This is a genomic window from Shewanella sp. Koi 1 (assembly GCF_052907445.1).
In genome coordinates, this window is record NZ_JBREJM010000001.1 from 2,310,802 (window position 1) to 2,337,208 (window position 26,407).

Below are 26,407 nucleotides of genomic sequence, written 5' to 3' on the forward strand. Positions count from 1 at the left end.
TGATTATGTTGACGATTATAATTATTGCCCTGATTGCGATTATTGCACTGTTTGCAGTAAAGAGCCTTCGGATGCAATTTATCACCCAGCCTGTGTTTCACTTCTTTAAAAAAGTATTACCGCCATTATCCGATACCGAGCGCGAAGCGATGGAAGCGGGTGATGTGTGGTGGGAAGGCGAGCTATTCCGCGGTAATCCGAATTGGAATACCCTGCACAGTTACGGTAAACCCACTCTTACGGCTGAAGAGAAAGACTTTATCGATAATCAGGTGATGACCGCCCTGAAGATGATCGATGATTTCGACATTGTGCATAATCGCAAGGATTTGCCACCAGAGCTGTGGGACTACTTTAAGAAAGAAGGCTTTTTTGCGCTGATCATCCCGAAAAAGTTCGGTGGTCGTGCGTTTTCTGCCTACGCCAACTCGACGATTGTGAGTAAATTAGCCAGCCGCAGCGTGAGTGCCGCGGTCACTGTGATGGTGCCAAACTCATTAGGCCCAGGCGAGCTTTTGACTCATTATGGTACCAAAGAGCAAAAGGAGCGCTGGTTACCTGCATTAGCCAAGGGTGATGAGATCCCATGCTTTGCATTAACTGGTCCTGAAGCAGGTAGTGATGCGGGCGCTATCCCCGATGTGGGTATTGTTTGCCGTGGTGAGTTTAACGGCGAAGAAGTTTTAGGCCTTAAATTAACCTGGGATAAGCGTTATATCACGCTCGCACCAGTGGCAACCGTATTAGGTTTAGCCTTCCAGATGCGCGACCCTGATGGTTTGCTGGGCGATAAAAAGAATTTAGGTATTACCTGCGCCTTGATCCCAACCGATCATCCTGGTGTGATCATTGGCCGTCGTCATAATCCGCTTAACATGGCGTTTATGAACGGGACCACTAAGGGCGAAGAAGTCTTTATTCCGCTGGATTGGATCATCGGTGGTCCTGAGTTTGCGGGCAGAGGCTGGCGTATGCTGGTTGAATGTTTATCGGCGGGTCGCGGTATTTCTCTGCCTGCATTGGCTACCGCGTCTGGCCATATGGCGACCAAAACCACAACGGCTTACAGCTATGTGCGTCATCAATTTGGTATGGCGATTGGCAATTTTGAAGGTGTGCAAGAAGCGCTGGCGCGCATTATCGCCAATACCTATCAATTGGAAGCGGCGCGCCGTTTAACCACTACGGGGATTGATCTTAAAGTTAAACCCTCAGTGGTGACGGCAATTGCTAAATTCCACATGACTGAACTTGGCCGCGCTGTGATGAACGATGCGATGGATATTCAGTCGGGTAAGGGCATCCAATTAGGACCTAAAAACTACTTAGGTCACCCTTATATGTCGAATCCGATTTCGATTACCGTTGAAGGGGCGAACATTTTGACGCGTTCCTTGATGATCTTTGGTCAAGGTGCGACCCGTTGCCATCCATATGTGTTGGCCGAAATGGAAGCCGCGGCGATGGAAAACGAGCACGATGCGCTCGAGCGTTTCGACTCGCTGTTAATGGGCCATATGGGTTACGCCACTCGCAACGCGTTCAGTGCCTTATTCAACGCCTTGACTGCCAGCCGTTTCGGCAGTGCGCCAGTGAGCGGCGAAACCAAGCAATATTACAAAGACATGTCGCGCATTTCATCGGCATTAGCCTTGATGACAGATATTTCAATGCTGATCATGGGCGGCGATTTGAAGCGTAAGGAAATGTTGTCGGCACGTATGGGAGATGTGTTAAGCCAGCTGTACTTAGGCTCAGCCACCTTAAAACTGTTTGAAGACAATGGCCGTCAACAGGACGATTTACCCGCGGTGCGCTATGTAATGGCAAATCGCTTGCACTTAGCAGCTAAAGCGCTTGAAGAAGTGATCCGTAACTTCCCGAACCGCCCATTTGCATGGTTGCTACGCGCGCTGATTTTCCCCATCGGCAACCATTTCAATGCGCCTAGCGATAAAATGGCGACTGAATTGGTCTCTGGCATGTTAAAACCGAGTCCTGCCCGTGAACGCATTACTTTCCTATGCCCAGAGTTTGAAGGCGACGTGGGTGGTATTGCAGAGGTTGAACAGGCCTTCGTGGCGCAATATGCCTGTAAAGAGATTTACAAGAAGCTCAAGAAAGCACAACGCGCCGGTGAGTTACCAGCCAAAGTGCCTAACTTAGTGTTATTTGCTAAAGCGCTGGAGCAGGGCACTGTGACTCAAGATGAGCATCAAAAGCTGTTACATGCCGATAAGCTGCGCTTAGCGGCCATCAATGTGAATGATTTTGAAGCCTTATAAACGGATCGGCTATCGCGACTACAATCGTTTCTAGCCGTGACAAGAGATAAAAAAACCACCTCAATTGAGGTGGTTTTTGTTTTTAAGCTTGATGACGGTTAGCCTTACTCTTTACGTCTAGCTAACGCCAATCAGCAAAGATTAAGCAACGATCAACACTTTACAAGTGTTAGTGCCGCCGATAGTTTCCATCGCATCGCCCTTGGTCATTAATACCAAGTCGCCACTCTGTAGATAACCCGCAGTTGTTAATGATTCCAACGCTTTTTGCGCTAACTCATCGGCAGGATAAATGGTTGAGTCGAAGTAAATCGGTAACACACCACGATACAGTGCCATCTTCGCCAGTGTTGTCTCATGGCGTGATAAACCAAGAATCGGTAAAGATGAACTGATACGTGACATCAGTTTAGGTGTTGCGCCGGACTCAGTTAAGGCAATAATTGCTTTAACGCCTTCTAAGTGGTTAGCAGCATACATAGTAGAGAGTGCAATCGTTTCTTCAACTGAAGTGAAACGTGCATCTAATCTGTGCTTAGACACTTTCACGCTTGGGTGTGATTCGGCACCGATACACACATTCGCCATCGCCTTAACGGTTTCTTCTGGGAAGTCACCGGCAGCGGTTTCGGCAGACAACATCACAGCGTCAGTACCATCGAGGACTGCGTTAGCCACGTCCATGACTTCCGCTCGAGTTGGCATTGGACTCGAAATCATTGACTCCATCATTTGAGTCGCAGTGATCACGATTTTATTCAGTTGACGAGAGCGCGCGATAAGCTTCTTCTGCACTGCAACCAGTGCTGCGTCACCAATCTCAACCCCTAAGTCACCACGGGCAACCATGACTACGTCAGAGGCTAAAATCACATCATCCATCGCTTCTTCGCTAGCAACGGCTTCAGCACGTTCTACTTTTGCGACGATCAGTGCATTACTGCCAGCTTGTTGCGCTAAAGAACGCGCGTATTCCAGATCGGCGCCGCTACGTGGGAAAGACACGGCTAAGTAATCTACTTGGATCATGGCCGCAGTCAGAATGTCTGCCTTGTCTTTTTCAGTCAGTGCTGCTGCCGATAGACCACCACCTTGTTTGTTGATCCCTTTATTGTTTGATAGAGGGCCAGCAACGGTAACAGTCGTGTGCACTTTACGACCTTCAACGCGCTCAACACGCAGTTGAACTCGGCCGTCGTCGAGCATCAGGATATCGCCAACATTCACATCGTCTGGCAATTGCTTGTAGTCGATACCAACTTGATTCTCATCGCCTTCGCCTTTACCTAACTCGGCATCCAGAATGTAGGCTTGACCTAAGTTCAGTTGAACTTTCTTGTTGTCTTTAAAGGTAGATACACGGATCTTAGGACCTTGTAAGTCACCTAAAATAGCAACATGGACACCTAATTCTTTTGCAATTTCGCGAGCTTGAGTCGCGCGTTTGAGATGATCTTCGGGGGAGCCGTGGGAGAAGTTAAGACGAACAACGTTTGCACCTGCCGCGATAATACGGCGTAAGTTATCGTCACGGTCAGTGGCGGGGCCCAGAGTGGTGACGATTTTGGTTCTGCGGAACATAAGATACTCCGTTAAAGTTAAAAAAATCTTGGGACTATATTACCATGCAATTCCAAATTATGTAGTAAAGTTACAATCAAATTGATCTAAAGTTATGTTTCAAATTTGTGAGGTATCGCTGAAATTTGCTTTAAAAAAGGCTAGACGGACGATTTGCACTAGCCTTTTTTAAGATAGGAAGTGAATTACAGTATCGGATCTTTATTGATACGAGACTCTTTCAACACTTCTTTCACACGTTTTAAATTGTCACGGAAACGCGGGCCGCGGCGTAGGGTAAAGCCAGTCGCCAATACATCTATAGTCACCAATTGCGCTAAACGCGAGGCCATTGGTAAATACATATCGGTATCTTCAGGCACTTCCATCGTCACGGGCAGTGTACATTCCATAGATAACGGTGAGTTACGAGCTGTAATACCAATCACAGCTGCGCCGTTTTCTCTCGCTAAACGCGCTATTTCAATCAATGATTTAGTGCGACCTGTATGGGAAATCAGCACCACAACGTCGCCTTCATTGCTGTTAATACAGCTCATGCGCTGCATTAGAACATCGTCAAAACAGATGACAGGCACATTAAAACGGAAAAATTTATTCTGGGCATCATGGGCAACGGAGGCCGAAGCGCCTAAGCCAAAGAAGGAAATAGTTTTGGCTTGAGTCAGAATATCCACGGCTTTATTGATAGCAGTGACGTCTAAGCTTTGACGTGCTGTATCTAAGGAAGCCATTGATGATTCGAAAATTTTTGTGGTGTAAGACTCTGGAGAGTCATCTTCTTCCACATGGCGGCTCACATAAGGCGTACCGTTTGCGAGACTTTGCGCCAGATGTAACTTAAAATCAGGAAAGCCTTTAGTATCTAAGCGGCGACAGAAACGGTTCACAGTAGGTTCACTCACATCTGCCATCTTAGCTAGAGTGGCAATACTGGAGTGAATAGCTGTTTGCGGAGAGGCTAAGATCACCTCTGCAACCTTGCGTTCTGACTTACTAAAATGGGTGAGGCTTTTTTGAACCTTTTCTAGGGTATTCATACGCGTACGTCCGCTAAATTGAGAATGTAATTTTATTTATTTTTGTTTAGTGCTGCTGATCTGTTTCAGGATCTCACTAATCGACACTGCTTAAGTAAGTTTTAAGTACATTTTTGAAATAAGAATTTACTATCATCAGTAATTTAAGCACAAAAAGCATATCAGATTTATGCCCTAGGTGCCTAGTTAGCAAGAATGTTAATATTGATAAAAATAGATGCATTTAACAAATTCTGTTGTTATATTACAACAAAAGTGTGGATTTCTTCATTGGCTTGAAGGGACACGACATACAAAGGAGAGCGTAACGCAATGGGCAAAACAACATCAGGCGCCAAAGCTTGTGACTTCGTACTCTTTGGTACTAAAGGCGACTTGGCACGACGCAAGTTGTTACCTTCTTTATACCAGCTAGATAAAGCTGAACTTCTGGATAAAAACACCAAAGTCATTGGGGTTGCCAAAGATGAGTTCAGTCAGGATGAATTTAGAGAACTCGTCATCCTTGCGTTAAAAACCTTCGTAAAAGAAGCCCTCTGCGAAGAGACTGTCCAACGCTTCTTGTCCCGCTGCCATTATGTCGGCACGAATTTCACAGAATCTGCAGGCTACAGCGCCTTCCATGAATTGCTCAAACCAGAAGAGCGCGTCATGGTCAGTTATTTTGCCACCCCTCCTGCGATTTTTGGCGATATCTGCCGCTGTTTACACGAACAAAACCTTATCCATAGCGATTCTCGCGTGGTACTCGAAAAGCCCATTGGCTCTGACCTCGCTTCTTCCCGTGTGATTAACGATCAAGTTTCTGCCTATTTTAAAGAAAACCAAGTTTATCGTATCGACCATTACTTAGGTAAAGAGACGGTCCAAAACCTGATTGCACTGCGTTTCGCTAACTCGTTATTCGCGTCTAAGTGGGACAACCGGACCATTGACCATGTCCAGATCACCGTTGCTGAAGAAGTGGGTATCGAAGGCCGTTGGGGTTACTTCGACAAAGCTGGTCAGATGCGCGATATGATCCAAAACCACTTACTGCAAGTGTTGACACTGGTTGCTATGGATCCTCCGGTTAACTTAGATGCCGACAGTATTCGCGATGAAAAAGTGAAGGTACTGAAGTCGCTGCGCCCAATTAATGCTGACAATGTGTATGAGAACACTGTCCGTGGTCAGTACAGTGCAGGCTTCCTAAAAGGCAGTCCAGTGCCAGGCTATTTAGAGGAAGAGGGCGCTAACCTTCAGTCTCACACCGAAACCTTTGTGGCGCTGCGTGTCGATATCGACAACTGGCGTTGGGCGGGCGTGCCATTTTATCTGCGTAGCGGTAAACGCATGCCGTTCAAGAGCTCTGAAATTGTGGTGTATTTTAAAAACCCACCCCACAACTTGTATCGCTCAAGCTACCGTAACTTGCCACCTAACAAGTTAACCATCCGTCTGCAACCACATGAAGGGGTAGAGATCCAGATGATGAACAAGGTGCCGGGGCTAGAGCAGAAACAACGTTTACAAACCACCAAACTCGACTTGAGTTTCTCGGATACCTTTAAAAACGAGCGTATCGCCGATGCTTACGAGCGTCTGTTGCTCGAAGCCATGCTCGGTAACCAAGCACTGTTCGTTCGCCGTGACGAAGTAGAGCAGGCTTGGACTTGGGTGGATGGCATCATCCAATCATGGGAACAAAGTAACGAGAAACCGAAACCTTATCCTGCGGGCACTTGGGGACCTGTAGCGTCGGTCGCGCTGATCACCAAAGACGGCCGTTCGTGGGATGAATAGGGGGCTTTGATGATTAAAGAAACCGTATTTAAATCCTTTGATACACCTGCAGCGCTCGAGCAACAGTTGGCGAATAAGATCGCCAGCCAGTTGCAAGAGGCCGTGGATGCCCGTGGTAAGGCAAGCTTAGTCGTCTCCGGCGGCTCAACACCGCTTAAACTGTTTGAGCTCCTCAGCATGAAATCCATCGATTGGAGTGATGTTTATGTCACGCTCGCCGATGAGCGCTGGGTAGATGTGGAAGACAGTGCATCGAATGAGCGTTTAGTGCGTGAACATTTACTGCAAAACCGTGCGGCCAATGCCAAGTTCCGTGGATTGAAGAATATGTTTTCCACCGCCGAAGCGGGCGCCGATATGACAGCCGAGTCGCTGTCTAATTTCCCGCGTCCCTTCGATGTGGTAGTACTCGGTATGGGCAACGATGGTCACACTTGCTCATGGTTCCCCTGCAGCGCCGAGTTAAATGATGCCTTGAGCACTCAAGCCTTGTGTGTGGCAACCAATCCCACCACGGCGCCCCATGGCCGGATCACATTATCTAAGAATGCGATCCTCAATAGCAGACAGATTTATCTGCATTTGGTCGGGGAACAGAAATTATCCGTATATCGTCAAGCCTTAGAAAATGATGATGTTAATGCTATGCCCATCAGAGCAGTGTTAGCGCAGCGTAAAACGCCCGTTGACGTGTTCTGGAGCGCTTAAGGAGTCACTCTCATGCACTCAGTCGTTCAATCTGTTACCGACAGAATTATTGCCCGTAGCAAAGCATCTCGTGAAGCGTATTTAGCCGCGTTAAATGATGCTCGTAACCATGGCGTACACCGTAGCTCCTTAAGCTGCGGTAACTTAGCCCACGGTTTTGCTGCTTGTAGTCCAGATGACAAAAATTCATTGCGTCAACTGACCAAAGCCAACATCGGGATTATTACCGCATTCAACGACATGTTGTCTGCACACCAACCCTATGAAACCTATCCTGAACTGCTGAAAAAAGCCTGTCAGGAAGTGGGCAGTGTTGCACAGGTCGCCGGTGGTGTACCCGCGATGTGTGACGGTGTGACTCAAGGTCAACCCGGGATGGAACTGAGCTTACTGAGTCGTGAAGTGATTGCTATGGCGACGGCGGTGGGCTTATCCCACAACATGTTTGATGGCGCCTTATTGCTGGGTATCTGCGACAAAATCGTGCCGGGTTTATTGATAGGCGCTTTAAGTTTTGGCCATTTACCCATGCTGTTTGTGCCTGCAGGCCCAATGAAGTCGGGAATTCCTAACAAGGAAAAAGCCCGTATTCGTCAGCAATTTGCCCAAGGCAAAGTCGATAGAGCGCAGCTGCTTGAAGCCGAAGCGCAGTCTTACCACAGCGCTGGCACTTGTACCTTCTACGGTACGGCTAACTCGAACCAGCTGATGCTCGAAGTGATGGGCCTGCAATTGCCGGGTTCATCCTTTGTGAATCCTGACGACCCACTGCGTGAAGCGCTGAATAAAATGGCTGCCAAGCAAGTGTGCCGCTTAACCGAACTGGGTACTCAATACAGCCCAATCGGTGAAGTGGTTAACGAGAAATCCGTGGTGAACGGCATAGTGGCGCTACTGGCAACGGGTGGTTCAACTAACTTAACCATGCACATTGTGGCGGCGGCGCGTGCGGCTGGCATTATCGTGAACTGGGATGATTTTTCTGAATTATCTGACGCGGTTCCTTTGCTGGCCCGTGTTTATCCAAACGGTCATGCGGACATTAACCACTTCCACGCCGCGGGCGGTATGGCTTTCCTTATCAAGGAATTACTCGACGCGGGCCTCCTACATGAGGATGTCAACACAGTTGCCGGTTTTGGTCTACGTCGTTACACCCAAGAGCCAAAATTACTCGATGGCGAGCTGCGCTGGGTCGATGGTCCAACCGTCAGCTTAGATACTGAAGTATTAACGTCTGTCGCTACGCCTTTCCAAAACAACGGTGGCTTAAAACTGCTTAAGGGCAACTTGGGCCGCGCTGTGATTAAAGTGTCAGCCGTGCAAGAAAAGCACCGTGTAGTTGAAGCGCCTGCCGTGGTGATTGACGATCAAAACAAACTCGATGCGCTGTTTAAATCCGGCGCGTTAGACCGAGATTGTGTGGTGGTCGTAAAAGGTCAAGGGCCGAAAGCGAACGGTATGCCAGAGCTGCACAAGTTAACGCCACTGTTAGGCTCTCTGCAGGACAAAGGCTTTAAAGTGGCACTGATGACCGACGGTCGTATGTCGGGCGCATCGGGCAAAGTACCAGCAGCGATTCACTTAACGCCAGAGGCTATCGATGGCGGGCTCATTGCCAAAGTGCAAGATGGCGATCTTATTCGTGTCGATGCGCTGACCGGTGAGCTGAGCTTATTGGTCCCCGATGCAGAACTTGCCGCGAGAACCGCCGCTGAAATCGATTTACGCCACTCACGCTATGGAATGGGCCGTGAGTTGTTTGGGGCACTGCGTTCAAACTTAAGCAGTCCAGAAACCGGTGCGCGCAGTACCAGCGCCATTGACGAACTTTATTAATACAAAGGAAGAATACCGCAATGCTTGAGAATAACTGGTCATTACAACCACAAGATATTTTTAAACGCAGCCCTATTGTTCCTGTTATGGTCATTAACAAGATTGAACATGCGGTGCCGTTGGCTAAAGCCTTAGTTGCTGGCGGGATCAGCGTTTTGGAAGTGACATTACGTACTCCATGCGCCCTCGACGCTATCACTAAGATCGCCCAAGAAGTGCCTGAGGCACTTGTTGGCGCGGGTACCATTTTAAATGAAGCCCAGCTCGATCAGGCGATTGCTGCCGGTGCACAATTTATTATCACCCCAGGGGCGACGGTCGAGCTGCTTAAAGCGGGTATGCAAGGCCCTGTGCCTTTGATCCCAGGCGTTGCCAGCATCTCCGAAGTGATGACGGGCATGGCGCTCGGTTACACTCACTTTAAATTCTTCCCAGCGGAAGCTTCGGGCGGTGTGGATGCGCTAAAAGCATTCTCTGGCCCATTAGCGGATATCCGTTTCTGCCCAACGGGTGGAATTACGCCAAGCAGCTATAAAGATTACTTAGCGCTGAAAAATGTGGATTGTATCGGCGGCAGCTGGATTGCCCCAACGGATGCAATGGAGCAGGGCGATTGGGCGCGTATCACCCAATTGTGTAAAGATGCGATTGGCGGACTCTAAGCCGTTTACTTGCAGAACGCACTGATAATAAAAAACCACCGCAAGGTGGTTTTTTATTGCCTGTTCATCGCTACATCTCTTTGCTGAGTTCCACGTTGGAGCCAGCCTTGGGGCTAAACAACTGCTGGTACAGTCGTCCGGCAAATTCATCCGTCATGCCAGAAATATAATCTGCCAACACCCTGTGGCTGTTTTGGCCTTGCTGCTCACTGGTGCGCCAGCGTTCTTGGGTATTGAGTGGTAATAACCGCTCCGGATCCGAGGCGAACGCTTCGAAGAGTCCCATCACTATCTGTTGGCCCTTGTATTCCAGCATCTGGATCTCGGGTTTACGGATAACGTATTTAAACACTAACTGCTTTAGCACATTGAGCGCATTAGCAAATTCGGGTTCGAGGCTGGCATTAAACCGCAGCAACGGTTCCTCGAAGGTTGGATCGTCGTTGATGATTATGGCGGTGACAAAGCCATTTACTAAGGTGCCGATGGCATCCTTTCGCAGATGATGTTCGTGGGAGAAGAGCTTAGTGCCGATATCGGCAAGCTCCTGGCGGATCCAAGGATCGCCACTGTGCTTAAGTGTCGGCGCCACATCCTGTTGCCATTGCGAGGCGGTGACTATGCCCATGACAATCGCATCTTCAAGATCGTGCACCGCGTAGGCGATGTCGTCCGCCAGTTCCATAATCGAGCAATCGAAGGATTTAAACTGAGTGCGTAGATGCGGGTAGTTTGGCTGCAGGCTCGGCTGAACGGAGGTAAAGCGCGCTCTATCGGCAACGGATAAGGGTTCCAGTACCCAATCGAAAATGTCGCTATCATCGTCGAATATGCCTTTAACAGGCGGCCATTGTGACGGTTTGAGCTGTCTGTGATTGGTGATTTCAGGATGTGATCCCGGCACAAATAGCAGTGATTGCGGCGCGGGATATTTTAAAATGCCGAGCATAGTACGGCGGCATAGGTTCATCCCAAAATCTAAGGTGTAGGGTTCAAGTTTCGAGAGGATGCGAAACGTCTGGCCATTGCCTTCAAAGCCGCCGTGGTGGCGCATCATATAGTTGAGCGCGACTTCACCGCCATGGCCAAAGGGTGGATGGCCAATGTCATGGGCTAGACAGAGGGATTCGAGCAGGCTCATCGAGCCTAATAAGGGCTTATGCTCGGGATACTTGCGGCTGAGCTGCGCCGCAATGCCAGTGCCGATTTGAGACACTTCGAGTGAATGGGTTAAGCGCGTGCGATAAAAATCATTCATGCCTACCCCAAGCACTTGGGTTTTGGCCTGTAGGCGGCGAAAAGCTGCGGAGTGGAGGATCCTTGCTCTGTCCCTTTGGAAAGGGCTTCGATGATCATTACGTCTTTGTTTATCTTCGCCATGGCGGCGTTCTTGCCAAACACTTGAGCTCATATGCATTCCTAGCGAGAGTGATACATCACAACATCTTGTTAATTTCGTCTAAATTCAAGGTGAAACTTGGCACAAAGCAATCCATAAAATATTTCACCGCCGGATCGGGATTGGCCGCCAGCATGGCTTCGAGTCGTTTACGCGCGGTATTAAATTCGGTGTTGCCGGCGCGGTTTTCCTCTAGACATTTAAGGTAAGCGCACAGGGTATCGGCGGATTTGACTATGGCTTTGTAAATCGGATCGGCGTAATCGCTAATAAACAGGCTGCGATAATCCTCTTTAAATTCATCGGGTACCATATCGAGCATGCGTTGCTCGGCAATGGCCTCAATCTTCTTATACTCGGCTTCGATTTCTTTATTAAAGTACTTTACCGGAGTCGGTAAGTCGCCAGTTAAAATCTCACTGGCATCATGGAAAATCGCTAAACTGGTTGCCTGATGGGCATCGAGCGTGGTGCCAAATTTCTTATTACTGATAATAACTAGGGCATGGGCGACCATGGCAACTTGCAGTGAATGCTCTTGAACGTTTTCGGTGCGCACGTTGTACATTAAGGGCCAGCGCTGGATAAGTTTCATTCGGGCGAGGTGGGCAAATAAATGACTCATAATGCTCCTTTATATGAATGCCGGACCGCATAACACTCAACTCGAGGTAAATTGGCGTGAAGCGTGGCTTAAAAATACGGCTTAAAAATACTGCATAAAAAGTACGGCGATGAAGCTTTAGCCTAACACAGGCAAGGTAGATAAGTGAGTGGAATGATTGAAGAGTTTTTACGCACAGCAAAAATAAAGCGACCCAGAGGATCGCTTTAGTCGAGGTTAACCTAATGGTCATCTTGGCGGTGAGACTAAAACATTATTGTTTGTAGGTCTCGAGGAAATTGCCAAACTCTGTCAATGCTTTAGTTAAATCTTCCTTATAGGGTAAAAATACCACTCTGAGATGATCTGGCTCTGGCCAGTTAAAGGCGCTGCCGTGCACGAGGAGGATTTTTTTATCCCTGAGCAAATCGAGTACTAAGCGTTCATCATCCCTGAGATTGAACTTCTTCATGTCCAATTTGGGGAAGGCGTACAGTGCACCCTTGGGCTTTTTCACGCTCACACCGGGAATTTGGTTCAATAACTCATAACAGGTATCGCGCTGAACCGTTAAGCGGCCGCTAGGTAAAATCAGCTCATTAATGCTTTGATAACCGCCGAGCGCGGTTTGAATCGCGTGTTGATTCGGCACGTTGGCACACAAGCGCATCGAGGAGAGCATCTCTAAACCTTCGATATAACTCTTGGCTGCCTTAAGATTGCCAGACAACATCATCCAACCGACACGAAAGCCTGCTGCGCGATAGGCTTTTGAAAGACCATTAAAGGTCACGGTTAAGATATCGTCAGAAAGACTCGCGGCCGGAATATGTTTGGCCTCGTCGTATAAAATCTTATCGTAGATTTCATCGGCAAACAGGATCAAGTTGTGCTCGCGGCAAAGCTCAATCACGGCCAGTAATAGTGCTTTACTGTAGACAGCGCCCGTTGGGTTGTTTGGGTTAATCAACACTATACCACGGGTACGAGACGAAATTTTGCTCTTAATATCATCAAGATCTGGGAACCAATCCGCCTCTTCATCACAGCGGTAATGTACCGCTTTACCGCCGGCTAAATTTGCCGCGGCGGTCCATAGCGGATAGTCGGGCGAGGGGATAAGCACTTCATCATCGGTGTTTAATAAGCCCTGCATGGCCATCATAATCAGCTCTGACACACCATTACCGATATAGACATCTTCAATATCGACGCCTTTAATGCCCTGCGCTTGATAATGCTGCACAATCGCCTTGCGGGCAGAGAATAATCCTTTCGACTCACAGTAGCCTTGGGCGCTGGGAAGATTGAGGATCACATCGCGCACAATTTCTTCCGGCGCTTCAAAACCGAAGGGGGCGGGGTTACCAATGTTGAGTTTGAGGATGCGGTGTCCCTCGTCTTCTAAACGTCTGGCTTCCTTGTGCACTGGGCCGCGGATGTCGTAGCAAACAGTATCCAACTTGTTGGACTTGATGATAGGGCGCATTTACACCTCGAAACATGCAGTTAATTTAGGCTTAAGTTTGTGCACCATAACGAAATTATTTGGCTTAAGGAAGGGGGCTTGAGCACAAATAACAAGTTTTTTTCATCAAACTCGCCAGTTAAATATGCTTTAACCAAGCTTTAAATAAATTAAAACAAGTTTTAAATGCTGAGTATGAGCAAAATATCAAGCTAATACACTATTGGTTTTGATGGGGTCAGCCTTTGCGACTATCAAGTGGCTTGCTTGAGCTTGTGCTCGCTTTTTTTGAAACTGAAAATCCATTCAGCGGTTAAATGTTAATGAAATTGTTAATCAGTTTTTGCTTAACCGCTGATTTACTAGTGGTGATTTTAGTTAATGCGGTTTTATCGGGTGTTCAGCGATTTTTTGATATTTAGGCAGATTAACTGAATGCTTATTAAGCATTTAAGGTCAAATAAAGATTTCTTTTAACTGGTTAAAAGTCATTTAAAATCAGGCAGATATATCAATTCTTATTTCAGTATTAAAAATTATTTATGGTTAGCATAAATTTATGGTTGACTCGATATTCGATGCGCTTTATTTTCTGCGCGATGTTTTTGGCAAGGCACCTAAGATAACAAGCTTTTAGCAGGTTTTATCAGCGGAGTTAGTCATCATGAAGCAGCAATATTGGCGTCCGTTATCGAGGTGATTTCAGGCGCTGTTCTAAAAACTTTTGCCTTTAGGCAACTTATTTAGAGGACCTAAGTGCATGTCTGAACCGACAGCGTTAAGTCTTATTCCACCTCTGGTGGTATTGGTGTTGGCCATTTGGTTACGCCGCCCCATTCTTTCTCTGATCATTGGTGCGGTAACTGGTTTTCTGTTACTCGATCCGTCGCAAGTCTTAAATAATTTCGCCAGTACTTCATTAAAAGTCATGGCCGATGAAACCATCGGTTGGTTGATTTTAGTGTGTGGTTGTTTTGGTGCGTTAATTGCCCTGTTAGTGCGTACTGGTGGTGCACTGGCGTTTGGTCGAAACGCACTGAAATTTGCTAAAGGCCCTAAATCCTCCCTGTTTATGACCTTTATTCTCGGGATTGTGATTTTTATCGATGACTATTTGAACGCGTTAACCGTGGGTGAAACCATGAAGCGTGTGACCGATAAGTTTAAAGTGTCCCGTGAAATGCTGGCCTATGTGGTTGACTCTACCGCAGCACCAGTGTGCGTGCTCGTGCCATTATCCACCTGGGCAGTATTCTTTGGTGGCTTGCTGGTCGATAACGGTGTGGCGGCAGAAGGTCAGGGCATTAGCGTATATATGCAGGCGATCCCCTACATGCTTTACGCTTGGTTAGCCGTAGCCATGGTGTTACTGGTGGTGTTAGGTGTTGTGCCTGCCATTGGTCCGATGAAAAAAGCCCAGCTGCGCGCCGCCCAGGGTGAACCTGCTGAGGCGCAAGTCGATTTAGACCAGGTACAAACCTCTGACGAATACGCGATTGCTGCGATTGAAGAAGAGTTTAAGCATGCCGACAATCAGGGCAAGCTGCACAACTTCTTGGTGCCTATTCTGCTACTGGTTGCCTTTACCGTTTATTTTGATATCGACGTGTGGAAGGGCTTATTAGCGACATTAGTTATCACGTTGCCTTACTATGCGGTGCAACGTTTAATGCCACTGTCAGAGATGATGGATCAGATGATCGATGGTTTTAAGAGCATGTTGCCCGCCATTGGTACCGTGATCGCCGCATTCGTGTTTAAGGATGTGTGTGATGCGCTGCTGCTGCCACAATATGTGATTGAATCATTGAGCCCATTCATGACGCCTAAGATGTTGCCAGCGGTAGTATTCCTCTCTATGGCGATCCTTGCTTTTGCGACGGGTTCAAGTTGGGGTATTTTTGCGGTGACCATTCCAATTGTGATGCCATTGGCGCAATCGGTTGGTGCGGATATTCCACTGGTGATTGGTGCGCTGCTGTCGGCATCATCATTTGGTAGCCAAGCGTGTTTCTACTCAGATTCAACCGTATTGGCCGCACAAGGCTCTGGTTGTAACTTAGTGAGCCATGCGGTGACTCAGTTACCCTATGCGTTAATTGCCGCTGTGATTGCGTTCTTTGGCTTTATCTTGATTGCCTAAGCTGCGATGCAGTAAATATAAAAAACCAGCTACGGCTGGTTTTTTTATTGCCAACGTTTATTGCCAATGTTTATTGCTAACGTTTATTGAGCGTGTTGACTGGCTCGGTTTACTAAAGAACTCTTCGCTGTTTACCTCGATACCCAATTCCATGTGATAACTGTCCGCTGCAAACCGTTAGAAGCATCAAATTCGAGGCAATAAAAAAGCCAGTGCAGGCACTGGCTTTTTTATCTGGGAGTAGGAAGGGCGATTATACGCGCTTCTTGAATTCGCCAGTACGAGTGTCGATTTCAATCTTGTCGCCAACCTTAACGAAGTCAGCCACGCTGATTGTACCGCCGCCAGTGATAGTTGCTGGCTTCATCACTTTACCTGAAGTATCGCCACGAGCAGATGGCTCAGTGTAGATCACTTCACGTACGATAGTGGTTGGCATTTCAACAGAAATTGCTTTGCCTTCGTAGAAAGTTACTTGGCAAGTTTCTTCCATACCGTCAACGATGTAAGCCGCTGCATCACCTAAGTTCTCAGCTTCTACGTCGTATTGGTTGTATTCTGCATCCATGAACACGTACATAGGATCAGCAAAGTAAGAATAAGTACAATCCAGACGATCTAGGATAATATCGTCAATCTTATCTTCACCTTTGAAAGTGGTTTCAGTACCAGAGTTAAGCAGTAAGTTTTTCAGCTTTAACTTAACGATGGCAGCGTTACGGCCAGAACGAGTTGTTTCTGTTTTCTGTACAACCCATGGGCTGCCTTCAAACATGATCACGTTACCAGGACGGACTTCATGAGCAGTTTTCATTACACAATTTCCTATATGTCGATTTTCTATTTCAGCGCAGCATCTTAGCTTTTTTTGACGAATTGGACTAGCCGAGTCGCAAGATCTGCAGCATTTATTGCGTCAATTGGCCAATCTTTAGCATGTTGCAAGAGTGGCAAACTGACAGGATTTAGGTTTTGCCAGTGAGTTTTCACGGCAGATTGCTCGCCTTGGTTAAATGCAACATTCAATCTAGACCAAGTGTCGGCAATATCAGGGGGCAGATTATCGCAGTAAAGTTGGATAAAAGCTTCTAATTTTATTAGATGATAATCATCTTCTTGCGGATAAATATGCCAAATGAAGGGTTTTGCGGCCCATTGCGCCCTCAGGAAGCTGTCTTCTCCGCGGACAATATTAAAGTCGCAGCTCCACAGCAGGCGGTCAAACCCTTGTTGGTCTGTCATCGGCAAGATATGCAGGGTCAAATGACCTAGCTTAATTTGCTGTCCGAGGCTGAGCGCCTCAACCTTGCAGGGTAATAAGTGTTGTAAGCTGTTTAAGCTGCGTCCCTTGGGAATAAGCACATGGATTTTGGCATCGCTTGTTGCACTGGCTTGCCAGAGCTCACACAAGGCCGGCAGAGAATCAGTTTCATAGCTAAAGACACTGTAGACAGTATCTTGCGCCTGAATATCCTTAAGACCAAGGCGCTCAAATAATTGCAGTTTATTGGCGCTATCCTGTTGCCATGCATCGCGTTCGGCAAATAACTCCCGTTCACAGATCAGCCCACCCGTCTTTGGGGTAAAACCCGGGAAAAAGAAATACTTTTTGATGCCGCTTGCCTGCATCGAGGGTAGCCCATGGCAGCCATCGACCCAGTCTTCGGCGCTTAAATATTCTAAATTCAGCCATACAGGCACCGCTTGCGGTGTGGTGCTGTGCAGCGCGATGAGTTGTTGTTTTACCTCGTCAGGCAGTTCGCAGGCAAAGGCTTCAATTAACACGGCGCCGGGCACAAATGCCACGGGCAGGGGCGTTGTCCAATGATTGATGGTGACGCCATTAAAGACTTGGCTGCTTTGGTTTGGATCAAGGCTCGGTAAAATATGCGAGAAGCTGTTTAAGTCATCGACCCAGAGTGTAATGGGGAGCTGATATTCATTGACCAGCTGTTTGGCTAAGCGCCAAGTGACGCCGATATCGCCGTAATTATCGACGACGCAGCAAAAGATGTCCCAGTGGGGAGCGGTGGTTGCCATTGAGTGTATCGCTTTCATTAATCGGGAGAGCACACATAAAAAAAGCGGCGTTTCGGCCGCTTTATTTACGGAACTGAGCTTAGTCTTCGAACTCGGCTAAGCACATTTCTTCGTAGATTTGCTTAACCCAAGCATCCACACGCTCTTCAGTCAGCTCGGGTTGACGGTCTTCGTCAATGCCTAAACCGATGAAGTGGTCATCATCGACTAAGCCTTTTGACGCTTCGAAGTTATAACCTGCCGTTGGCCAGTGACCGATGATGATACCGCCACGTGCTTGAACGATATCGCCCACCATGCCCATGGCATCGAGGAAGTATTCTGCGTAGTCTTCTTGGTCACCACAACCGAAGATAGCAACCAGTTTGTCTGTAAAATCAATCTGTTCTAATTCAGGGAAAAAGTCATCCCAGTCGCACTGTGCTTCACCGTAATACCAGGTTGGGATGCCGAACAGCAGCAGGTCGTATTCTGCGATCTGTTCTTTGGTGCTCTTGGCGATATCTTTCACCTCAACCATTTTCTTACCCAGTTTCTTCTGGATCATCTTGGCGACAGCTTCGGTGTTGCCTGTGTCGCTACCGAAAAAAAGACCTACAGTTGCCATTGTCTATCCTTTATGTCTAGTTCACTTATACGTTAATCTTGCTGCTATCGATTGCTCAGCATTCAATTTTTTGCTGAAGAATTAATTCGATTAACTGGCTTCGGCTGATGTTACTGGCCAATGCCTGCTCATTCAAGGCGTCATATAAATCTTGTGACACCTTTAACTCTATTCGCTTTAATCCTTTGGCTTTATCCCGCTGGATCTGGTTGCGCTTATTGACCTTAAGTTGCTGGCTACGGGACAAAGGATTGCTACGTGGGCGGCCCCGGCGCTTTTCATTGGCAAAAAGGTCAATGGTTGTTCTATCTGTTGTTTCTTTTGCCATGTTCTTATTGTTTAACCGATGCCTGAACCTTCCCAGGACATCTGGATAATACCTTTTGCAATAAACCCGGCGCAGCCGAGAAATAACACTAACCACACAATAAATCGACCAAATTTCGGCACATTACCTTGTTTAAGCACATCGTGGATGGCCATGCCGATAAAGAAAAATATCGCGGCAAAAAACAGGTTCAGGCCGATGGTTTCAATTTGTTCCATGTACTGAGATAACATACTTTCTTAGTCCTCTAGAGTCTTCTAAGGCTAAAAGAGGCGCGAATATATCACATCAGCAGGGTGTCGGCTATATGATTTAGGTCGAGAATCATTGTCATTTACACTGAGTGTTTGTCAATAAATTCAGACACAATACGATTAAACACCGCTGGTTTTTGAGCATGTAGCCAATGGCCACAACCTTCTAATGTTTTGGCCTGTGCCGCGGGAAATTGACGCATGATCTCGTCGCGATGTTCGGCGGTCACATAATTAGATTCGCCACCACGGATAAAAAGGCTCGGTCCGTTATAGACTTGCTGCGATTTGTGGTTTTCATTTGGCCAACCAATGATGTTGGGATAACAGCTTTTTAAGCCAGTCAGGTTCATCTTCCAACGAAAGCCGGTGTCGGTGCGCTGGAGGTTTTTGAGTAAAAACTGCGCGGTCGGTTCATCGATGCCACCCGCTAATAAATGCGATAACGCAAAGCGGCGGTCAGTGTGACCTTCAAGTGGCAAACTTTCGAGTGCCGCAAATACCACATCATGGCGCGGCTGATAAGCAACTGGGGCAATATCGGCAGCTACCATGCTGATGATGCGTTCTGGATAGGCAAGGGCGGTTGCCATGGCGATTTTACCGCCCATGGAATGGCCAACAATGTGTACACGCTCAAGCGCAAGTTCATCTAACAATGCCACCATGGCCTTGGCTAAGCTTGGGTAATCCATCTCCTGCCAATGTTCACTCAAACCATGATTAGGCACATCAACGCGGATAACCTGATGATTTGCTTCGAGGACTTGTCCTAGCCCCTTAAGATTATCTAAATTGCCAAAGAGTCCGTGGATAAGGAGGACTGCTTCTCCTTGACCTGTGGATGCAAAATTCATGGAATCGCCTGTGCTGTGGTACATAAAGTGCTGCGGATTGTGCCCCTAATGGGTTAAGTTTGACAAGTCTTGAGGCGATTTTGAGGCACAGTGCGCCGAACTTGCTGGCTTTTTCAGCGATTAACGCGCTTGTGCTAATTTGATGTGCGATTTCACGCATTTTTAGATTAATGATGCTTTATCAGATTGATAGAGATAGATACACTGAGGCAACGATCGCACAGATCCTTTGCGAGGATCGCCTGTGGTGCACTTTTTCGGTTAAGCCTATCGAATAACAAAGGATAATAAGGTTATGAAATACATCGAAGTGGATGAAGAGCTCTATCGTCATATTGCCAGCAAAACGGAACGTATTGGTGAGAGCGCCTCTGACATTCTCCGTCGATTACTCGGCCTGTCCGTCGATGCGGTTGAACAGGCGCAGCCACAGGCCATTAGCCAACCGAGTTTAGAGGCAACGACGCCTGAGCCACAGATAGCACCTCAGATAGAAACCTTAGTCTCTGCGACCGATTTCAATCAATTGGTGGATGAGCATAAGTTAGAGCAGCAAAAAGGCGCCGTGGGTCGTTTCTTATTCTTGCTCGAGAGTTTATACCAACAGAGCCAAGCGCAATTCTCGCAAATTTTACAGATCCAAGGTCGCGATCGACTCTATTTTGCGCGTTCACGGGAAGAGTTACTCAAGGCCAGTGCTACCGCTAATCCGAAGGAAATCGGGAATACCGGATTTTGGGTCACGACCAACAATAACACCGCCAAAAAACGGGCGATTTTAGTCGAAGCCTTAATGCAATTTGGCTGCGATGCCCAAATCGCCAACGGCATTGCCGAACGCGTATAACGCCTTTATCGACGCCGCAATGATGCGGCGTTTCCATTTAATAACCGATTTTCCAGTAGGAGAGGATCAGGTGGCAATACATCAACGGGCAGGACAAACCGCGAGTCAGACGGATCTGGTGAATATTCCAAAGCTGATGAGCCATTATTACAGCATCAAACCTAATGTGGATGCTGCCGAGCAACGTGTGACGTTCGGGACCTCGGGTCACCGCGGAACTGCGTTTCAAGCAAGTTTTAACCAAGACCATATTTGGACGATTACTCAGGCCGTGGTGGATTATCGCCAATCTGTGAATATCGACGGCCCGCTATTTTTAGGTATCGATACCCACGCTTTATCTTATGCTGCTTATGTTTCGGCGATTGAAGTGTTAGCGGCCAATAAGGTGACTGTGCATATTCAGCAAAATGATGGCTTTACCCCCACGCCTGTGGTGTCCCATGCCATTATTTGCGCTAATCGTGAAGCGGCGCTGAGTGGCGCCGCGTTAAGCGATGGTTTGATTATTACGCCATCCCATAATCCACCGCAGGATGGTGGCATCAAGTACAATCCTCCCCATGGCGGCCCAGCCGAAGGCAATATCACCGCTTGGGTTGAGTCCCGTGCTAATGATTACCTGCGCGCAGGACTCAAGGGCGTTAATAAGCTGGCTTATGCCGATGCGTTAACCTCGGGTTATGTGCATGCCATCGATTTGATCACGCCCTATGTCGCGGATTTAGTCAATGTGGTCGATATGCACGCTATCGCTAAGGCTAAGCTGAAATTGGGCGTTGACCCATTAGGCGGCTCGGGTATTCATTATTGGGCGCCGATTGCCAAGTACTATGGCATTGATATCACTTTAGTTAACGATAAGGTCGACCCAAGCTTTAGCTTTATGTCGCTCGATAAAGACGGCAAGATCCGCATGGACTGTTCTTCACCCTATGCGATGGCAGGCTTACTGGCCCACAAGGAATCCTTCGATTTATGTGTCGGTAACGATCCTGACTACGACAGACACGGCATCGTGTGTCCGGGCACAGGGCTGATGGATCCCAACCACTATTTAGCGGTAGCAATTGATTATTTGCTGACCCACAGACCCGAATGGAGCGAGCAGTTAGCCATCGGCAAGACGCTGGTATCGAGCGCGCTTATCGATAAAATCTGTACCTTCCATGGCAAAAAATTACTCGAAGTCCCTGTCGGCTTTAAGTGGTTCGTTGATGGATTAGCCGAGGCAACTATTGCATTTGGCGGTGAGGAGAGTGCTGGCGCGGCGTTCCTGCGCCGTGATGGCACGACGTGGTGTACCGACAAAGACGGTTTTATTCTGGTACTGCTTGCGGCCGAAATGCTTGCGGTTACTGGCAAGACACCGGGGCAACGCCATCAAGAATTAGTGGCGCAATTCGGTCAAAGTTTTTACAAGCGTATCGACAGTCCGATCAGCCTTGAGAACAAAGCCAAATTTGCCAAGCTTAATGCCGAAACCTTAAACGCCACTATGCTGGCGGGTGAGAAGATTGATGCCGTATTGACCCACGCCCCTGGTAACAACGCCTCGATAGGTGGCATTAAAGTGACGACGGCCAATGGTTGGTTCGCGGCGCGGCCGTCGGGCACTGAGGCGTTATTTAAGATTTACGGTGAGAGCTTTATCAGTGAGCAGCATCTTGCCGATATCATTAAGGACGCACAGGCCTTGATTGATAAGGCGCTTAGCGCCTGACCTAGCAGTTAAGCATTCTTTTTACCGATAAAAAACGCACTCATGGAAATCCTATGAGTGCGTTTTTATTTGCAGCGATGAGAAGCCAAGCCGCTCACGCAGATGCTAAATGGTGATGATCAATACTGAGATGGCAACTTGGTAAGTTGTTCTTATCGATATAGTTTTGATGATATTCCTCTGCCACATGGAATTGCTGCAAAGGTACAATTTCAGTCACAATGTGGCGTAATCCCCAGCGGCCCGAGCGGGCAAAGGCCAGTTTAGAAGCTTCGGCCGTCGCTTTTTGCTCACGGTCATGGAAGAAAATGGTACTGCGGTACTGAGTGCCGATATCGCCGCCCTGCATATTGAGTGTGGTGGGGTTGTGGTTCTTCCAAAACACATCTAATAACTCGTCGTAGCTGACAATCGCAGGGTCAAATTCCACTTGCACGACTTCAGCATGGCCTGTCTTGCCTTTTTTGACTTCCTCATAGGTGGTCGCTTCGTTATTGCCACCCATATAGCCACAGGTCGCGTTGGTCACGCCGTTGACTTGTCTAAAGAAATACTCCACGCCCCAAAAACAGCCGGCACCGAAAGTTGCTAACGCCATGATAAATCCTGATAGAAGTCTAGATGGCTAAGGATTGTGATAAAACTCATCCCTAAAAGCAAGTGTGTCGACAAAATTAATCCTATGTCGACCAAATGCGGCTAAGATGCTGTGGTTTTGCCGCGAAATGCGCTTGTTTGACCAGAATGACAGAGTAACGGCCCAAAAACTTGTGTTAGTATGGATGCGCTTTTTAAGACGGGTTGCGATAAGTGCTATGAAACAGGCAGTTATTGCCATCACACCCGTCTTTAACACGCTATTATAAGGAGAATTCTGTGTTACAAGCTCTGTTAGATTCGAAGGATTTTCTCGCGCTGACCCTCGCCAATCCTGAAACACTCGGGGATGAGTTTAGTTTCACCTTAGGGGAACATACTCGAGTCGAAGTGTGGGACACCGGCGTCATCGTCTTTGAGCCAGAACAAGCCCAAGGTAAGGATGTCATTCTCTCCTGCGGTGTCCACGGTAATGAAACCGCCCCCATCGAACTCTGCAATACCTTAATCAAACAGCTTCTCCAACAAAAAATCATCGCCAAACAACGCACGCTCTTTCTTATTGGTAACCCTTTAGCGATTAATAACGGGACTCGCATTATCGACGAGAACATGAATCGTCTGTTTAGTGGCGAGCATTCAAACCCACCGGGATTAGTGAATCCTGAGCGGGTGCGAGCAAAAAAATTAGAAGCTTATGTCGACCGTTTCTTTAGGGGCGCAGCCGCAGGGCGCCAGCGCATTCACTATGATTTACACACAGCGATGCGGGCGTCAAAACACGAAAAGTTTGCGATCTATCCCTATCGTCCAGGCCGTGCTTACAGCGCCGAGCAAATCATGTTTTTAGCTGCCAGTGGCGTCGATACTGTGTTATTTCACCATGAGCCGACAACCACCTTTAGCTATTTTTCCTCCGAGCAGTATGGCGCCGATGCCTTTACCATTGAATTAGGTAAGGTGTATCCCATGGGCCAAAACGATATGACGCGTTTTATTGCCGCCCAAGAGATGTTTATGCGCCTTATCACAGACAAACCCTTAGCGCTTGAGCCATTCTCAGCGGATAAGGTGAATCTGTATCAAGTGTGTCGGGTGATTAACAAACATTTTGATGATTTTGAATTTACCTTCGCGACCGATGTCGAAAACTTCCGATCGTTCCCGAAAGGCTTTGTATTGGCCCGAGAGGGTGGGCAGGAAATTAAAGTCGAACAGGAATTTGAAGCGATTGTCTTCCCCAATGCTAAGGTGCCCATCGGCAATCGCACTGTGATTTGCCTGATCCCTTCAGTCGCGCCAGATGTTCGCTAGTTTTGTAAAGCATTATATACATGTCCTCAGGGGATTAGTTGTCGTTTGAACTGTGCCAACGGTTGATAGGTAGTTTACGTTAACGTAATGTTCATCCGGCATATTCGTATAAATTAGGCGTTGTGGATTTTCCATGGCGTAACGAGATAACAAGAGCACAATATGAGCAAAGCAACACTCAACACTGATACAGTGCACCGTGTCGGCTTCTTGGATAAGGCATCGCTTCACATTCCTATCCTTCGAATTCTACAAGCAGACGGCACTACCTATGAAACCGCGGTTTTGCCTGTAATAGATGAAGCCTTAGCCACCAAAATTTACGATACTTGCGTATTCACGCGGGTACTCGACGAACGTATGTTAGGCGCACAGCGTCAGGGACGGATCAGCTTCTATATGACCTGTACGGGTGAAGAAGCGGCGATCGTCGGCAGTGTCGCGGCGCTTGATCAAGAAGACGTGATCCTCGCGCAATATCGTGAACATGCGGCGCTACGCTACCGTGGTTTTACGACTGAACAGTTTATGAACCAAATGTTCAGCAATGAGAAGGACTTAGGTAAAGGTCGTCAAATGCCAATCCACTACGGCTGCGCGGCGTTAAACTACCAAACCATTTCATCGCCACTGGCCACGCAAATCCCGCAAGCGACAGGTGTCGGTTATAGCCTGAAAATGCAGGGCAAACGTAATGTCGCTGTCTGTTATTTCGGTGAAGGCGCTGCGTCTGAAGGTGACTTCCACGCCGGCTTGAATATGGCTGCGGTGTTAAAATGCCCGGTGATTTTCTTCTGCCGTAACAATGGTTATGCGATTTCCACCCCAACCGAAGAACAGTTTGCTGGTAACGGTATCGCTAGCCGCGGTGTGGGTTACGGCATGCACACCATTCGTGTCGACGGTAACGATATGCTGGCGGTGTTAGCCGCGACGCAACAGGCGCGTGCCTATGCGATTGAGCACAATGCCCCCGTGTTGATTGAAGCCATGACTTATCGCCTTGGCGCGCACTCATCTTCTGACGATCCTTCTGGCTATCGCTCCAAAGAAGAAGAGGCAAAATGGCAGCAACACGATCCAGTCAAACGCTTCAAGTTATGGTTGATCAACAAAGGTTGGTTGGCCGAGGCCGATGATGCCCAGCGTTACGAGAAGTACCGTGAAGAAGTGTTAGCCGCCGTTAAAGTCGCTGAAAAATTACCTATCCCTATGCTGGATGAGATCATTGAAGATGTGTACGACAAGCCAACACCAGCGCTGAAAAAGCAGCTGAGTGAACTTAAAGAACACATCAAGAAATATCCGCAATCCTATCCCAAAAGTGCAGGGAGGCTATAAGCCGTGGCAGAAATGAATATGTTACAGGCCGTCAATGAGGCCTTGTCTATCGCCATGCAATCTGACGAGCGCATGGTGGTATTTGGTGAAGACGTTGGCCACTTTGGCGGTGTGTTTCGCGCAACCTCAGGTTTACAGGAAAAGTTTGGTCGTAGCCGCTGCTTTAACACGCCGCTGACTGAACAAGGCATTGCGGGTTTTGCCAACGGTTTAGCCTCTAATGGGATGACCGCCGTAGCGGAAATCCAGTTCGCCGATTACATCTTTCCAGCGTTCGATCAGATAGTGAACGAGTCTGCTAAATTCCGTTACCGCAGTGGTAATGAATTTAATGTGGGAAGCCTAGTGTTCCGTACACCTTATGGTGGAGGTATTGCGGGCGGCCATTATCATTCACAATCGCCAGAAGCTTATTTTACCCAAACCCCAGGCTTAAAAGTGGTTGTGCCACGTAATCCTGAGCAGGCCAAGGGTTTATTATTAGCCTCTATTCGCGATAAAAACCCTGTGGTGTTCTTTGAGCCAAAGCGTTTATACCGTGCTTCAGTGGGTGAAGTCCCTGCGGGTGATTATGAAATCGAGCTGGGTAAAGCTGAAGTGGTGCGTGAAGGGAAAGACATCACCTTAGTAGCCTGGGGCGCACAGATGGAAATCATCGAAAAAGCGGCCGACATGGCGGCAAAAGAGGGCATTTCCTGCGAAATTATCGACCTACGTACACTCGCGCCTTGGGATGTAGATACAGTTGCCGATTCTGTGAAGAAGACCGGCCGCTTACTGATCAACCACGAAGCACCATTAACGGGTGGTTTTGCCGGTGAAATCGCCGCGACGATTCAGCAAGAGTGTTTCTTGTATTTAGAATCACCCATCAGCCGTGTATGTGGTCTAGATACCCCATATCCACTGGTCCACGAAAAAGAATATATGCCCGATGCGCTCAAAACCTTTGAAGCCATTAAGGCATCGGTGAACTTCTAGGAGT

The 26,407-nt window shown here is 47.8% G+C and carries 23 protein-coding genes; 11 read left to right on the top strand and 12 right to left on the bottom strand.

Features of this window, described 5'->3' with window-relative positions:
- The first annotated feature begins 5 nt into the window (after positions 1 to 5).
- On the top strand, positions 6 to 2,285 hold the full coding sequence (locus ACUZ8J_RS10220) for an acyl-CoA dehydrogenase (RefSeq protein ID WP_446693758.1): 2,280 nt from the start codon (positions 6 to 8) through the stop codon (positions 2,283 to 2,285).
- Between the two features lie 141 nt (positions 2,286 to 2,426).
- Here ACUZ8J_RS10220 and pyk read toward each other — a convergent pair whose 3' ends face one another.
- Together pyk and ACUZ8J_RS10230 are read right to left on the bottom strand one after the other, a co-directional pair.
- On the bottom strand, positions 2,427 to 3,866 hold the full coding sequence (pyk, locus tag ACUZ8J_RS10225; RefSeq protein WP_088212341.1) for a pyruvate kinase: 1,440 nt from the start codon (positions 3,864 to 3,866) through the stop codon (positions 2,427 to 2,429).
- A gap of 185 nt (positions 3,867 to 4,051) precedes the next feature.
- Complete coding sequence (locus ACUZ8J_RS10230) at positions 4,052 to 4,906, bottom strand: MurR/RpiR family transcriptional regulator (protein WP_011622810.1); 855 nt, start codon at positions 4,904 to 4,906, stop codon at positions 4,052 to 4,054.
- A 312-nt stretch (positions 4,907 to 5,218) separates the two neighbouring features.
- On the opposite strand from ACUZ8J_RS10230, the gene zwf reads away from it, so the two are divergent.
- From zwf to ACUZ8J_RS10250, 4 genes are read left to right on the top strand one after another with little or no spacing between them, the layout of a single operon-like run.
- On the top strand, positions 5,219 to 6,691 hold the full coding sequence (gene zwf, locus ACUZ8J_RS10235; protein WP_011717106.1) for a glucose-6-phosphate dehydrogenase: 1,473 nt from the start codon (positions 5,219 to 5,221) through the stop codon (positions 6,689 to 6,691).
- A gap of 9 nt (positions 6,692 to 6,700) precedes the next feature.
- Complete coding sequence (pgl, locus tag ACUZ8J_RS10240; RefSeq protein WP_011622808.1) at positions 6,701 to 7,399, top strand: 6-phosphogluconolactonase; 699 nt, start codon at positions 6,701 to 6,703, stop codon at positions 7,397 to 7,399.
- A 12-nt stretch (positions 7,400 to 7,411) separates the two neighbouring features.
- Complete coding sequence (gene edd / locus ACUZ8J_RS10245; RefSeq protein WP_446693759.1) at positions 7,412 to 9,238, top strand: phosphogluconate dehydratase; 1,827 nt, start codon at positions 7,412 to 7,414, stop codon at positions 9,236 to 9,238.
- Between the two features lie 20 nt (positions 9,239 to 9,258).
- Positions 9,259 to 9,900, top strand: a complete 642-nt coding sequence (locus ACUZ8J_RS10250; RefSeq protein WP_011717104.1) for a bifunctional 4-hydroxy-2-oxoglutarate aldolase/2-dehydro-3-deoxy-phosphogluconate aldolase — start codon at positions 9,259 to 9,261, stop codon at positions 9,898 to 9,900.
- A 70-nt stretch (positions 9,901 to 9,970) separates the two neighbouring features.
- Here the strand turns inward: ACUZ8J_RS10250 and ACUZ8J_RS10255 are convergent, their stop codons facing one another.
- The 3 genes from ACUZ8J_RS10255 to ACUZ8J_RS10265 form a co-directional block, all read right to left on the bottom strand.
- Positions 9,971 to 11,311, bottom strand: a complete 1,341-nt coding sequence (locus ACUZ8J_RS10255; protein WP_374919133.1) for an anti-phage deoxyguanosine triphosphatase — start codon at positions 11,309 to 11,311, stop codon at positions 9,971 to 9,973.
- Positions 11,312 to 11,336: 25 nt separating this feature from the next.
- Positions 11,337 to 11,924, bottom strand: coding sequence for a 5'-deoxynucleotidase (gene yfbR / locus ACUZ8J_RS10260; protein WP_089067750.1), 588 nt, complete (start codon positions 11,922 to 11,924; stop codon positions 11,337 to 11,339).
- A 253-nt stretch (positions 11,925 to 12,177) separates the two neighbouring features.
- On the bottom strand, positions 12,178 to 13,392 hold the full coding sequence (locus ACUZ8J_RS10265) for a pyridoxal phosphate-dependent aminotransferase (protein WP_446693760.1): 1,215 nt from the start codon (positions 13,390 to 13,392) through the stop codon (positions 12,178 to 12,180).
- Positions 13,393 to 14,131: 739 nt separating this feature from the next.
- Here ACUZ8J_RS10265 and ACUZ8J_RS10270 point away from each other — a divergent pair.
- Entirely contained in the window at positions 14,132 to 15,514 is a 1,383-nt protein-coding gene (locus ACUZ8J_RS10270; protein ID WP_011717101.1) for a Na+/H+ antiporter NhaC family protein, read from the top strand.
- A gap of 253 nt (positions 15,515 to 15,767) precedes the next feature.
- On the opposite strand, the gene efp is transcribed toward ACUZ8J_RS10270, so the two are convergent.
- The 6 genes from efp to ACUZ8J_RS10300 form a co-directional block, all read right to left on the bottom strand.
- Positions 15,768 to 16,328 carry an elongation factor P gene (gene efp, locus ACUZ8J_RS10275; protein WP_011622801.1) on the bottom strand — a complete coding sequence of 187 codons (561 nt, stop codon included), beginning with the start codon at positions 16,326 to 16,328 and terminating at the stop codon, positions 15,768 to 15,770.
- A 44-nt stretch (positions 16,329 to 16,372) separates the two neighbouring features.
- Positions 16,373 to 17,554 carry an elongation factor P maturation arginine rhamnosyltransferase EarP gene (gene earP, locus ACUZ8J_RS10280; RefSeq protein ID WP_446693761.1) on the bottom strand — a complete coding sequence of 394 codons (1,182 nt, stop codon included), beginning with the start codon at positions 17,552 to 17,554 and terminating at the stop codon, positions 16,373 to 16,375.
- A 79-nt stretch (positions 17,555 to 17,633) separates the two neighbouring features.
- Positions 17,634 to 18,161 carry a flavodoxin FldA gene (gene fldA, locus ACUZ8J_RS10285; RefSeq protein ID WP_011622799.1) on the bottom strand — a complete coding sequence of 176 codons (528 nt, stop codon included), beginning with the start codon at positions 18,159 to 18,161 and terminating at the stop codon, positions 17,634 to 17,636.
- A 55-nt stretch (positions 18,162 to 18,216) separates the two neighbouring features.
- Positions 18,217 to 18,489: a LexA regulated protein gene (gene ybfE, locus ACUZ8J_RS10290; RefSeq protein ID WP_446693762.1), complete on the bottom strand. Its 273-nt coding sequence runs from the start codon at positions 18,487 to 18,489 to the stop codon at positions 18,217 to 18,219.
- Positions 18,490 to 18,500: 11 nt separating this feature from the next.
- Complete coding sequence (locus ACUZ8J_RS10295; protein WP_007648263.1) at positions 18,501 to 18,722, bottom strand: DUF2788 domain-containing protein; 222 nt, start codon at positions 18,720 to 18,722, stop codon at positions 18,501 to 18,503.
- A gap of 101 nt (positions 18,723 to 18,823) precedes the next feature.
- A complete protein-coding gene (locus ACUZ8J_RS10300; protein WP_446693763.1) occupies positions 18,824 to 19,600 on the bottom strand; it encodes an alpha/beta fold hydrolase in 777 nt (258 codons plus the stop codon).
- 295 nt (positions 19,601 to 19,895) lie between these two features.
- On the opposite strand from ACUZ8J_RS10300, the gene seqA reads away from it, so the two are divergent.
- Together seqA and pgm are read left to right on the top strand one after the other, a co-directional pair.
- Positions 19,896 to 20,447, top strand: a complete 552-nt coding sequence (gene seqA, locus ACUZ8J_RS10305; protein WP_011717098.1) for a replication initiation negative regulator SeqA — start codon at positions 19,896 to 19,898, stop codon at positions 20,445 to 20,447.
- Between the two features lie 70 nt (positions 20,448 to 20,517).
- Complete coding sequence (gene pgm / locus ACUZ8J_RS10310; protein WP_446693764.1) at positions 20,518 to 22,170, top strand: phosphoglucomutase (alpha-D-glucose-1,6-bisphosphate-dependent); 1,653 nt, start codon at positions 20,518 to 20,520, stop codon at positions 22,168 to 22,170.
- Positions 22,171 to 22,264: 94 nt separating this feature from the next.
- Here the strand turns inward: pgm and msrA are convergent, their stop codons facing one another.
- Complete coding sequence (gene msrA, locus ACUZ8J_RS10315; RefSeq protein ID WP_446693765.1) at positions 22,265 to 22,768, bottom strand: peptide-methionine (S)-S-oxide reductase MsrA; 504 nt, start codon at positions 22,766 to 22,768, stop codon at positions 22,265 to 22,267.
- 278 nt (positions 22,769 to 23,046) lie between these two features.
- Here msrA and astE point away from each other — a divergent pair, with 278 nt between their 5' ends.
- The 3 genes from astE (at position 23,047) to ACUZ8J_RS10330 (ending at position 26,403) form a co-directional block, all read left to right on the top strand.
- Positions 23,047 to 24,081: a succinylglutamate desuccinylase gene (astE, locus tag ACUZ8J_RS10320; protein WP_446693766.1), complete on the top strand. Its 1,035-nt coding sequence runs from the start codon at positions 23,047 to 23,049 to the stop codon at positions 24,079 to 24,081.
- A gap of 162 nt (positions 24,082 to 24,243) precedes the next feature.
- Positions 24,244 to 25,422, top strand: coding sequence for a thiamine pyrophosphate-dependent dehydrogenase E1 component subunit alpha (locus tag ACUZ8J_RS10325; protein ID WP_011717094.1), 1,179 nt, complete (start codon positions 24,244 to 24,246; stop codon positions 25,420 to 25,422).
- A gap of 3 nt (positions 25,423 to 25,425) precedes the next feature.
- Positions 25,426 to 26,403: an alpha-ketoacid dehydrogenase subunit beta gene (locus tag ACUZ8J_RS10330; protein WP_011622791.1), complete on the top strand. Its 978-nt coding sequence runs from the start codon at positions 25,426 to 25,428 to the stop codon at positions 26,401 to 26,403.
- Positions 26,404 to 26,407 lie beyond the last annotated feature (4 nt).

Excerpts from the sequence above, each read along its gene's own strand:
- ACUZ8J_RS10220 (WP_446693758.1), top strand. The coding sequence starts at position 6 with ATGTTGACGATTATAATTATTGCCCTGATTGCGATTATTGCACTGTTT.
- pyk (WP_088212341.1), bottom strand. The coding sequence starts at position 3,866 with ATGTTCCGCAGAACCAAAATCGTCACCACTCTGGGCCCCGCCACTGAC.
- ACUZ8J_RS10230 (WP_011622810.1), bottom strand. The coding sequence starts at position 4,906 with ATGAATACCCTAGAAAAGGTTCAAAAAAGCCTCACCCATTTTAGTAAG.
- zwf (WP_011717106.1), top strand. The coding sequence starts at position 5,219 with ATGGGCAAAACAACATCAGGCGCCAAAGCTTGTGACTTCGTACTCTTT.
- pgl (WP_011622808.1), top strand. The coding sequence starts at position 6,701 with ATGATTAAAGAAACCGTATTTAAATCCTTTGATACACCTGCAGCGCTC.
- edd (WP_446693759.1), top strand. The coding sequence starts at position 7,412 with ATGCACTCAGTCGTTCAATCTGTTACCGACAGAATTATTGCCCGTAGC.
- ACUZ8J_RS10250 (WP_011717104.1), top strand. The coding sequence starts at position 9,259 with ATGCTTGAGAATAACTGGTCATTACAACCACAAGATATTTTTAAACGC.
- ACUZ8J_RS10255 (WP_374919133.1), bottom strand. The coding sequence starts at position 11,311 with ATGAGCTCAAGTGTTTGGCAAGAACGCCGCCATGGCGAAGATAAACAA.
- yfbR (WP_089067750.1), bottom strand. The coding sequence starts at position 11,924 with ATGAGTCATTTATTTGCCCACCTCGCCCGAATGAAACTTATCCAGCGC.
- ACUZ8J_RS10265 (WP_446693760.1), bottom strand. The coding sequence starts at position 13,392 with ATGCGCCCTATCATCAAGTCCAACAAGTTGGATACTGTTTGCTACGAC.
- ACUZ8J_RS10270 (WP_011717101.1), top strand. The coding sequence starts at position 14,132 with ATGTCTGAACCGACAGCGTTAAGTCTTATTCCACCTCTGGTGGTATTG.
- efp (WP_011622801.1), bottom strand. The coding sequence starts at position 16,328 with ATGAAAACTGCTCATGAAGTCCGTCCTGGTAACGTGATCATGTTTGAA.
- earP (WP_446693761.1), bottom strand. The coding sequence starts at position 17,554 with ATGGCAACCACCGCTCCCCACTGGGACATCTTTTGCTGCGTCGTCGAT.
- fldA (WP_011622799.1), bottom strand. The coding sequence starts at position 18,161 with ATGGCAACTGTAGGTCTTTTTTTCGGTAGCGACACAGGCAACACCGAA.
- ybfE (WP_446693762.1), bottom strand. The coding sequence starts at position 18,489 with ATGGCAAAAGAAACAACAGATAGAACAACCATTGACCTTTTTGCCAAT.
- ACUZ8J_RS10295 (WP_007648263.1), bottom strand. The coding sequence starts at position 18,722 with ATGTTATCTCAGTACATGGAACAAATTGAAACCATCGGCCTGAACCTG.
- ACUZ8J_RS10300 (WP_446693763.1), bottom strand. The coding sequence starts at position 19,600 with ATGAATTTTGCATCCACAGGTCAAGGAGAAGCAGTCCTCCTTATCCAC.
- seqA (WP_011717098.1), top strand. The coding sequence starts at position 19,896 with ATGAAATACATCGAAGTGGATGAAGAGCTCTATCGTCATATTGCCAGC.
- msrA (WP_446693765.1), bottom strand. The coding sequence starts at position 22,768 with ATGGCGTTAGCAACTTTCGGTGCCGGCTGTTTTTGGGGCGTGGAGTAT.
- ACUZ8J_RS10325 (WP_011717094.1), top strand. The coding sequence starts at position 24,244 with ATGAGCAAAGCAACACTCAACACTGATACAGTGCACCGTGTCGGCTTC.